Source organism: Sphingobium sp. (genome assembly GCF_033795625.1).
Lineage (GTDB): Bacteria > Pseudomonadota > Alphaproteobacteria > Sphingomonadales > Sphingomonadaceae > Sphingobium.
Genome location: NZ_JARYGI010000067.1, coordinates 1 through 9294 on the forward strand (window position 1 = coordinate 1; position 9294 = coordinate 9294).

Below are 9294 nucleotides of genomic sequence, written 5' to 3' on the forward strand. Positions count from 1 at the left end.
CACCTCCAGGCGGCAATGGCAACGGAGGCGATAATGCACTAACAATCAGCACGGACCACTCAGTGGGGGCCGGTCATAAATGGTGAGCAGGGATCGAAAGAGAGGAAGGGAAAGGCCTTTGCCTGTGTATAAGACGGCAACAGCAGAGCCGGCAACGCGCGAGACTTGGGCACCATCGCTTCGTTCGCGCTCTCACCTTAAGGGTATCGATCTGTCCCGTATTCCGGCCGGGCCATCTGACGAAGTGGCTTGGCCTGACGGCGAACCAGATTCGCGCTCTCACCGAAACAACGTTCTATGAATGAGTTCGTGCAAGTAGAGGCATCCCTCTGGCGCTTTTCAATCTGGAAGTTTCTGTGATCGCCGCGGTGAACGGGCCGGCGATGGGGGCCGCCAATGATCTCGCCTGCATATGCGACAGCAAGGAAGAAGCCGATGAGGCGCTGGCGCTCACCGTAAAGTTCTTCGAAGATCACTGGGCAGGAGAGGCTGTCGCATGAGCGAAATCAAAGTAAAAGTGCCGGAACTGGCGTTTATTCGGCTCCGATCTCCCGATCTGGATGAGGCGGAAGCCTTCCTTACTGACTTCGGCCTGGCCAAAGTCGCTCGAACGCCGACCGCGCTCTATATGCGCGGGACGGACGGCGGCCATCATCTGCATGTGACCGAACTGGGCGAACCAAAAGTGGTCGGTTTTGGCTATATGGCGCGGGATGCCTCAGATCTTGTGGCCCTCGCCGGCAAGGGCGCTGTGGAGAGTGTAGACGAACCCGGCGGAGGTAAGCGGGTCCGGCTCACGGACCCCTTGGGTTTTCAGATCGAAGTGTTAGCAGATGTAGCCTTGCTTCCGCCGCTTCCGGTCGTGCGACCGTCGCTGAACCTGGGGGCGCATGGAGCCAAGCGCCAAGGGCAGCAATTCCGCGTCGACGGCGGCCCCTCTCAGGTGAAGCGGATCGGCCATGTCGTCGTTCACGCCACCGATCTCCACAGGACGGTCTCCTGGTATCGCGAGACGCTGGGCATGGTGGGGACCGACGATGTCTGGGCGGGTGAGCCGGATCACGTGATCGGGTCTTTCAATCGAGTGGACCGCGGCGAAGCGTTCGTCGACCACCATGTTCTGTTCGTCGTTCAGCAGAAGCAGAATGGCCTAAACCACATCTCATTCGAAGTGCAGGACTTCGATGATGTGATGTCTGGCCATCAGCACCTGCGCGGCTTGGGCAAATACCAACATAGTTGGGGGATCGGACGTCACTTCCTTGGCAGTCAGATCTTCGATTACTGGCAAGATCCATGGGGCCGAATACACGAGCACTGGACTGATTCCGATCTGCTGAATGCCAACCACCCGCAAGGTTCCTATCCTGTGGAGATAGGCTTTGCGTCTCAGTGGGGCGATGACGCACCGGAAGCCTTTGTCAGCCACTCATCCCGCTAGCTCAGAAAGTTCAACGATGAGACTCGATATCTTCGCTCACTACCTCCCTGAACCGGTGTTCCGGCGCTTCCAGACGATTCTGCCGGACAATTTCGGTCTCCGGATTTTCGAGAAACTGCCGGAACTCTGGAATATTGACAGCCGCTTGGCGCTGATGGCGGAGTATGCCGACTACCAGCAGATCCTGTCGCTTTCCAATCCCCCCATAGAGTTGCTGGGCACGCCTGACGAGACGCCGGCGCTCGCCCGCTTCGCCAATGATGCTCTCGCTGATGTCTGTCAGGCACATCCGGACCGCTTTCCCGGCTTCATTGCCAATTTGCCGATGAACAATCCAGCCGCCGCAGTCGTGGAAGCGAACCGGGTCGTGACCGAATTGGGCGCAAGCGGCATTCAGATCTACACAAACGTGCTTGGCAAACCGCTCAGTGATCCATCGTTCTTACCGATCTTCGAGACCATGGTGAAGCACGATCTGCCTGTTTGGATTCACCCTATGCGAGGGCCGAATTTTGCTGACTACGCCACCGAGGACGCCTCAGCGGACGAGATCTGGTTTACCTTTGGCTGGCCTTACGAGACAAGCGCGGCGATAACGCGCCTGATCTTTTCGGGAATCTTCGACAAGCTACCTAGCTTGAAGATCATCACGCACCACATGGGTGGCATGATCCCCTACTTTTCCGAGAAAATCGGGATCGGCTTCAACCAGATTTTCGACGGGGCTGAAAACGTCAATCCGCTCGCCGTCCGCGCGGGGCTGAAGCGACCGCTGCTCGACTATTACCGCATGCTCTATGCGGATACGGCGATCAATGGCTCACGCGCCGCGGCTGTGTGCGGACATGCCTTCTTTGGCAGTGACCATCTTCTCTTCGCATCGGACGCTCCGTTCGATTACAATGGAGGCCGCAAGCTGATGTCGGGCGCCATAGACGCCGTTGGCTCGCTGGCTGTCAGCGAGGACGAGCGAAACAAGATCTTGTGGGCGAACGCCCGCACGCTGCTGCGGCTCGATTGATGTTCGCGCTAGGAACTTTCGCCGACAAAGGGCAGTCGTTTGTAGGGCTGGTCGTTGCAGAGCATATTTTTGCTCTGCCGCACCTCCTGGAGTTGTGGTCCAGATCGAGCGCCGAGGAGGATCTTCCAGGCCAGGCGTCGCTGCTAGGTTTGCTCGAGCATTGGGATGAGAATTTCCCACGCCTTGAGGCTCTGGCCCGCTTTGCGGCCGACGAGGTCGGAAATATCTCCCCCCTTGAGCCGGCGACCTTGCGATACCTGCCGCCAGTGTTGCGGCCCGGCAAGATTCTCCACTCCGCGGCTAATTTTCGAGAGCATGTCGAAGAGATGGCCGCCTATAACACCAGCAATGGCAACGGGGACGCTAACACTCGTTTTGCCGGGGAGAAGGAAGGCGCAAGGCCCTATCTTTTTCTCAAGGCTTCAAGCACGCTGGGAGGACCATTCGACGATATCGTGCTCCCGGCCGGCGACCACCAGATCGACTGGGAGGCGGAACTCGCTGTCGTAATCGGGAAGCGGGGTCGCGACATCGCGGCGGCGCACGCGATGGACCATGTCGCTGGCTTCATGGTCGCAAACGATGTCACATGCCGCGATATGCTCTGGCGCGACGACCGGAAAAATTTCAAGACCGACTGGCTGGCTTCCAAGTCGCACGACGGCTTTGAGCCGATTGGGCCGCTGTTCGTACCGCGCGCTTATGTCACCGACCCCGGAAATCTTCGCATCACCCTTACGCTGAACGGCGTCGTCAAGCAGGATGGCCACATCAGCGACATGATCTTTTCTCCGGAGGAGCAGATCGAATTCGCCAGCCATATCCTGACGCTTGAACCGGGCGACATCTTCGTCACCGGCACCGTCGGCGGCGTCGGACAGGCGACCGGCGAGTTCCTCAAGGCCGGAGATGTAGTCGAGACGGAAGTTCACGGCCTCGGCAGGCTGAAAAACCGCATCGTCGCAGCACCTTCGGGCATCGAATGACACGGTTGAACGCTCCAGCTCTCTGAGCATGAAAGACCATCTGGGCTCTAGAAGCGGCAGACATGCCCGTGCGGAATGCACCCCGGCCCGGCGTATCAGTGCCGGTTCGGACCCGGTCAAAAGGTGACGCAATGCCTATGAGCATATTCCTGGGATCGAAAACACGATGATTACGAACGCCAACGCTGTTTCCGCCGACAACGTCGTCGAGCCTGCCGACGTGCTCATTGTTGGTGCAGGACCTACGGGCAAGCTGCTGGCGCTTCTTCTGGGGCGCAAGGGGCTGCGTGTCATCGTAGTCGAGCGGCACCCCGGCCTATATTCCCTCCCACGCGCAATTGCGTTTGACGATGAAATCGCACGTTTGCTCGCCGATATCGGCATCGATCCGGATCATGACGACAACATCGTCTATATGGATGAGTACTATTATCTGGAGAATGGCAAAGGTGAAACAATCGCCGCGCTCGACTGGACGGGCACGACACAGGCCGGGCACTATGCTCACTATTTTTTCTACCAGCCTGCGCTTGAGTTGGCCCTTGGCAGAATGATCGACGAGTTGCCGTCAGTAACCATCTTGCGAGGCGCAGAGGTTTGCGAGCTGAACCAGTCGGCCGAAGCCGTCGAGATCATAGCGCATCCTACGGACGAAGCCGGAAATATGCGCCCGGACCGTGATAGCATGCTGTCCAGGCGACGCCTGACCGCCAAGTTCCTCGTCGGCGCCGACGGCGCAAACAGCTTCGTCCGCCGCGCCGTGGATCTGCCAATGACCGATCTGGGCTTTCATTATGACTGGCTGATCGTTGACGTGATGCCGAAGGTTGCCGTGAATTTTCGCTCGTCGATGCTGCAGATTTGCGATCCGGCCCGTCCGGTGACGCTCATGCCCGGCGGCGGGGGCCGGCGACGGTGGGAATTCATGGTCTTGCCCGGAGAGGATCTGGCCGAGATGAATACTGAGGCCGCTAGCTGGCGATTGCTTCAACCCTGGAAAATGACGCCGGAAAATGCGACGCTTGAGCGGCATACGGTCTGGCGCTTTCAGGCGAAATGGGCCGACCAATGGCGAAGTGGCAGAGTCCTCATCGCCGGAGATGCGGCCCATCTGATGCCGCCCTTTGCTGGTCAGGGCATGTGCGCGGGGCTTCGCGATGCGGTCTCGCTCGCGTGGCGGCTAGATCTAGTGTTGCGTGGAGAAAGCGCATCGGATCTGCTCGATTCCTACGTGGAGGAACGCAAGGCACATGTACGGTATTTCGTGCAGTTCTCGATCGACATCGGAAAGGCCGTCTGCGTTCTCGATCCGGTCGAGGCGGAAGCGCGAGACACGGCCATGAAGGCCGCGATGGACGATCCCAGCCTTGCCCCACCGCCTGTTCCTCACCCTTCTTTGGGCGCAGGTGTTTGGGTGCCCAGCCAGCCGGGGGCAGGGCAGCTGTCCCGACAGGGAATCGTGCGTGTGGCCGGTACGACCGGCCGTCTCGATGCACTCATGGGCCAGGGCTGGCATCTCCTGGGCTACGGACGCGATCCCCGCACGATGTTGACGAGCGCGCAGCGCGAGCAACTCGCCCGGCTGGACGTGCGTACAATCGTGCTTGGCGCGCTGGGTACGCCGTGCGACGCAGAAGATGTCGACGGTTTTTACAAGACCTGGTTCGACGAGTGTGGCGTTGATGCGATCCTCATCCGTCCGGATAGATATGTTGCCGCCGCAGCACCGGAGAAGAGTCTCCAGAGTTCGTTCGCGGCGGTCATGGACAGCTTGCATCTGGAAAAGCAGCTCGCCTGAGCAGGTCATGGCTCCGGTACGGTAGCATGTGGCAAAGCCAGGAGCGCCGTCGGACGGCGGGGAAGTTCCTTTGGGGCGCAAGGAGCAGGCACCAAGCCTGACAAGTTCGTCTTGAAGCTACCTTGCCTCTGCAATCGTGATCGGACTACAAGATCGATAATCAGGATCGATCCATCCTACAAGGTTTGAAAGGCGAGAGTTATGGATAAGCCGCGCTCCGCGATCAAGCTTCGGCAGCTCGAATATTTCGTCGGCGCCGCCAAAACGCTTAATTTTTCCAAGGCGGCAGCGGCGCTGTTCATTAGCCAGCCCGCGCTCTCCCAGCAGATCGCCGAACTGGAAGCCGAGTTGGGCGCCCCTCTTTTCCATCGGAAGGGACGCCTCATGAGATTGACTCAGGCCGGCGAAATCTACCGGACCTATGCGGTGAAAGCGATCGCGGAGGTCCACGCCGGTCGCATCGCGTTGGACGAACTGGCGGGCATGACACGGGGCCGTCTCCGCCTGGGGGTCAGTCAGTCGCTCGTTCACAGGCTTCTACCGCCAATCCTGGGAGAGTTCATAGAACGCTATCCGCAGATCGAGATCGAGGTCGTTGAGCAGGCTCCTGCTGACATTGAAAAGGGGCTGGCGGAAGGTGTGCTGGATGTCGGACTGGCGTTCGCTCCCGCGATCCTGGACGACACTGAGCTGGAGCCGTTGCTGGAGGAGCGTCTCGTACTGGTGATGCGGTCCTCAGAAGCGCTCGCGGGACGCGAGAGCGTTCGCCTTGCAGAACTCGATGGCAAACGCCTGGTGCGGATGACAGACAATTTTTCGACCCGCCACCTCATCGACCGCTATTTCATTACAGCGAATGCCGTGCCGAACTTCGCTTACGAGACGAATTCGATTGAGGTCATGCGCGGTATAGCTGCGATGTCCGATGTCATGGCCATCATACCGGAAGGGGCCGTGAGCAGCGATTATGGACTGGCGGTGGTGCCGCTGACCGACCCAACTCCGATACGCGTCACGGCGCTTCTGTGGTCCCGCAACAGCTTCAGGACCTACGCAGCACGTTCCTTTTCAGCCATTGTGCGTGAGCGCTTTCCGACGCTACTCCCCTTGTCCTTCGCTACTGCAAATGAACCGGCCCTCTCATGACGGCAACCGGAAGGTTGGACGGGTATGAGGTGGTGCTGAATTCAAGCATCTCGATTACTGCTGGGACGTTGATCGGAAGCGTGTACGGAAACGAACCCTCGCGTTAAAGTCTTGTTCAAGTCAGCTACCTCAATTCGAGATGATAGTACGCTGGGCTGGATCTACAGAAACTAAGAAAGGTGTCATGATGGTCCTTCGGATCAAATTTTTCGCTTCGACGGCGGTTCTGATTTTGACGAGTGCTACTACGCCGGTATTCGCCCAGGCAGGAGATCCAGGAAAAGGCAGGGTAGTATTTGCTCGCTGCGCAATCTGTCATGATGTCAAAGCAGGGCCCAGGAAAATCGGGCCGAACCTTTCAGGACTATTTGGTCGCGTATCAGGTAGCGCAGTCGGTTTTTCCTATTCACCGGCGATGCTGAAGGCGAAGATACGCTGGGACGACAAGACAATTGACGCTTTTATCGCAAAGCCAAGTGCCGTGGTTCCAGGCAATAGGATGGGATTTGCCGGGCTCCCGCAGGCCAATGACCGCGCCAATCTGATAGCTTTTCTTAAGAAAGAAACCAAATAGCCTGTTGCGATAGGCTGTTGCTCGCTCCCATTTCTGTAGGGCAGTTGCAGAGAGGACAGCCATCAAGTCTACCATGAACAGGCCAATTTGAGTTGATATGCTGCCAGCAAAACTCGTCCGAGCAGAAATTTTTATTCCATCGCCGACAGGAGCGGATGGGGTTTTCGTTCAAATTCACGCGCTGGATGAAGCGATACTGGAGCGCTCGCTGCACCTATGTTACTCGAGTCGCAATGGTGCTATGTCGAAACAATGTTCGGGTCTCCGGCCAAGGGGACCGCGCGATGATATTCGCGCACGGATTTGGCTGTGACCAGCATATGTGGACCACTGTTGCCAAGGCTTTCGAGACTGATTTCCGCGTCGCCCTGTTCGATCATGTCGGTGCCGGTCAATCGGACCTCACGACCTACGACTCTACGAAATATTCAACGCTCGATGGTTACGCGCAGGACGTGGTGGAGATCGGTCGCGCGCTCGATCTTCGGGACGCGGTCTTTGTCGGCCATTCAGTTAGTGCGATGATCGGCGCGCTCGCGAGCCTCAAGGCTCCGGGGATGTTTAGCGATCTCGTCATGGTTGGCCCTTCGCCTCGCTATATCGACGATGGCGACTATGTCGGGGGTTTCTCACACGCCCAGGTGGAGGAGCTTCTCGATTTCCTCGCCGAAAACCATCTCGGCTGGTCGGCGGCCATGGCGCCGGCCATCATGGGCAATCCTGACCGTCCGGAGCTTGGCGAAGCGCTCGCCGACAGCTTCTGCGCAACTGATCCGAAAATTGCGGGTGAGTTCGCGCGTGTCACGTTCTTCTCGGACAATCGCGTCGACCTGCCTGCAGTCAGCGCGCGCACCCTCGTGCTCCAATGTCGGGAGGACATCATCGCGCCGACGTGCGTAGGTGAGTATGTCCACGATCAGTTGCCGAACAGCGAATATGTTCTGCTGAATGCCACTGGCCATTGCCCCAACCTCAGCGCTCCGGACGAGGTGACGGCTGCTATCCGGGCTTTTGTCTAAGATCGTGCGCGACGGCGACCTGAACGATCTCTACGAGGATGCCCCCTGCGGCTATGTCTCGCTCACGCCTGACGCACGGATCGATCGCCTCAACGGCACGCTTGCCGGTTGGCTGGGGCAATCCGCTGAAGCGCTGGTCGGGCAATCGTTTCACGCGCTGTTGAGCTTTGGCGGCAGGATCGCCTACGAGACTCATCTCGCTCCGATGCTTCGCTTGCGGGGGCGCGTGGACGAAATCGCTCTGGATCTTCTGGATGCCGGCGGCGCCAGAGTGCCGGTCATCGCCAATGCCCGTGAGAAGCGGGACGATGAAGGCGACCATCTTTTTACGCGCATCACCATGTTCAAAGCGGTCGAGCGGCGTAAGTTCGAGCGGAGTTTGATCGACGCCCGGAGTGAGGCCGACGCGAGAGCCGAGGCCGAGCATGAGACGTCGCTGCTCCGCGAACAGTTCATCGCCGTCCTGAGCCACGACCTTCGCAACCCGGTCGCGGCTCTCGATGCCGGTATTCGACTGCTCGGTGGCCGCGAAACCTTGAGCGAACGCGGGCAGTTCCTGATCCGCGAAATGGGCGCGAGCCTGTCCCGCGCATCAACCTTGATCGAGAACGTCCTCGACTTCGCGCGGGGCCGTCTGGGCGGCGGCCTGACGCTGATGCGCGACGCCAGGGAGCCGTTGGTACCGGTGCTCGAACAGGTCGTTAGTGAAATCCGCGCAATCGCGCCCGAGCGCGAAATCGTGACGAAGATGCAGATTGGGCAGCCGGTCGACTGCGATAGGCCACGTATCGCGCAACTCGCGTCCAACCTCATAGCCAATGCCGTGACGCACGGCGATCCGAACACGCCTATTGTGGTCAAAGCCTATGTCGAGGACGAAAGCTTTATCTTCTCGGTATCAAATGGTGGCGACCCCATTCCACTGACCTCGCGCGCGCAGCTTTTCCAGCCCTTCTTTCGCGGAGGCGTCAGGCAGCGTCAGCAGGGGTTGGGCCTCGGCCTTTTCATCGTCAATGAGATCGCCAAGGCACATGGCGGGACGATGGAGGTCAGTTCCACCGTAGAAGAGACCAGGTTCACTTTCTCGATGCCGATACATCCGGCAGTTCAGTGATATTCAGTTCCGATCGGCGCTTGCTAAGCGTATTTCGAGTCGGCGCCGTTACGCAGTGGTATCGTCTGCGGCGGTGTCGATGATGCTCTGCGCAAGCGTCGCTGCTTCCCCCACAGCATTAACAGGTCGCGGAAAAAGGCTCTTCACCTGACCGTGTTGGCATGATTCAATGCCCTAAGCGAGATTTGAGGGGAT

General features: G+C 58.8%; 9 protein-coding genes. All 9 read left to right on the forward strand.

From position 1 onward, the window contains the following. Positions 1 to 356 precede the first annotated feature (356 nt). Positions 357 to 500: a hypothetical protein gene (locus tag QHC67_RS18290; RefSeq protein ID WP_319296545.1), complete on the forward strand. Its 144-nt coding sequence runs from the start codon at positions 357 to 359 to the stop codon at positions 498 to 500. After that, positions 497 to 1441: a VOC family protein gene (locus tag QHC67_RS18295; protein ID WP_319296547.1), complete on the forward strand. Its 945-nt coding sequence runs from the start codon at positions 497 to 499 to the stop codon at positions 1439 to 1441. The genes QHC67_RS18290 and QHC67_RS18295 overlap by 4 nt, the downstream gene beginning before the upstream one ends. Positions 1442 to 1457: 16 nt before the next feature. Continuing rightward, positions 1458 to 2462 (forward strand): amidohydrolase family protein, encoded by a 1005-nt coding sequence (locus QHC67_RS18300; RefSeq protein ID WP_319296549.1) that lies wholly within the window; start codon positions 1458 to 1460, stop codon positions 2460 to 2462. Continuing rightward, on the forward strand, positions 2462 to 3448 hold the full coding sequence (locus QHC67_RS18305) for a fumarylacetoacetate hydrolase family protein (RefSeq protein ID WP_319296551.1): 987 nt from the start codon (positions 2462 to 2464) through the stop codon (positions 3446 to 3448). Before QHC67_RS18300 ends, QHC67_RS18305 begins: the two co-directional genes overlap by 1 nt. A gap of 166 nt (positions 3449 to 3614) precedes the next feature. Continuing rightward, positions 3615 to 5246, forward strand: a complete 1632-nt coding sequence (locus tag QHC67_RS18310; RefSeq protein WP_319296552.1) for a bifunctional 3-(3-hydroxy-phenyl)propionate/3-hydroxycinnamic acid hydroxylase — start codon at positions 3615 to 3617, stop codon at positions 5244 to 5246. A gap of 201 nt (positions 5247 to 5447) precedes the next feature. Beyond that, positions 5448 to 6392 (forward strand): LysR substrate-binding domain-containing protein, encoded by a 945-nt coding sequence (locus QHC67_RS18315; protein ID WP_319296554.1) that lies wholly within the window; start codon positions 5448 to 5450, stop codon positions 6390 to 6392. A 184-nt stretch (positions 6393 to 6576) separates the two neighbouring features. Further along, entirely contained in the window at positions 6577 to 6966 is a 390-nt protein-coding gene (locus tag QHC67_RS18320; protein WP_319296556.1) for a cytochrome c family protein, read from the forward strand. Between the two features lie 284 nt (positions 6967 to 7250). Then, positions 7251 to 7985, forward strand: coding sequence for an alpha/beta hydrolase (locus QHC67_RS18325; protein WP_319296558.1), 735 nt, complete (start codon positions 7251 to 7253; stop codon positions 7983 to 7985). A 4-nt stretch (positions 7986 to 7989) separates the two neighbouring features. After that, positions 7990 to 9099 carry a PAS domain-containing sensor histidine kinase gene (locus QHC67_RS18330; protein WP_319296560.1) on the forward strand — a complete coding sequence of 370 codons (1110 nt, stop codon included), beginning with the start codon at positions 7990 to 7992 and terminating at the stop codon, positions 9097 to 9099. The last annotated feature ends 195 nt before the right edge of the window (positions 9100 to 9294 follow it).

What these genes read in the sequence shown, in the direction of transcription:
- QHC67_RS18305 (WP_319296551.1), top strand. Translation starts at nt 2,462, where the DNA reads ATGTTCGCGCTAGGAACTTTCGCCGACAAAGGGCAGTCGTTTGTAGGG.
- QHC67_RS18320 (WP_319296556.1), top strand. Translation starts at nt 6,577, where the DNA reads ATGATGGTCCTTCGGATCAAATTTTTCGCTTCGACGGCGGTTCTGATT.
- QHC67_RS18295 (WP_319296547.1), top strand. Translation starts at nt 497, where the DNA reads ATGAGCGAAATCAAAGTAAAAGTGCCGGAACTGGCGTTTATTCGGCTC.
- QHC67_RS18325 (WP_319296558.1), top strand. Translation starts at nt 7,251, where the DNA reads ATGATATTCGCGCACGGATTTGGCTGTGACCAGCATATGTGGACCACT.
- QHC67_RS18310 (WP_319296552.1), top strand. Translation starts at nt 3,615, where the DNA reads ATGATTACGAACGCCAACGCTGTTTCCGCCGACAACGTCGTCGAGCCT.
- QHC67_RS18300 (WP_319296549.1), top strand. Translation starts at nt 1,458, where the DNA reads ATGAGACTCGATATCTTCGCTCACTACCTCCCTGAACCGGTGTTCCGG.
- QHC67_RS18315 (WP_319296554.1), top strand. Translation starts at nt 5,448, where the DNA reads ATGGATAAGCCGCGCTCCGCGATCAAGCTTCGGCAGCTCGAATATTTC.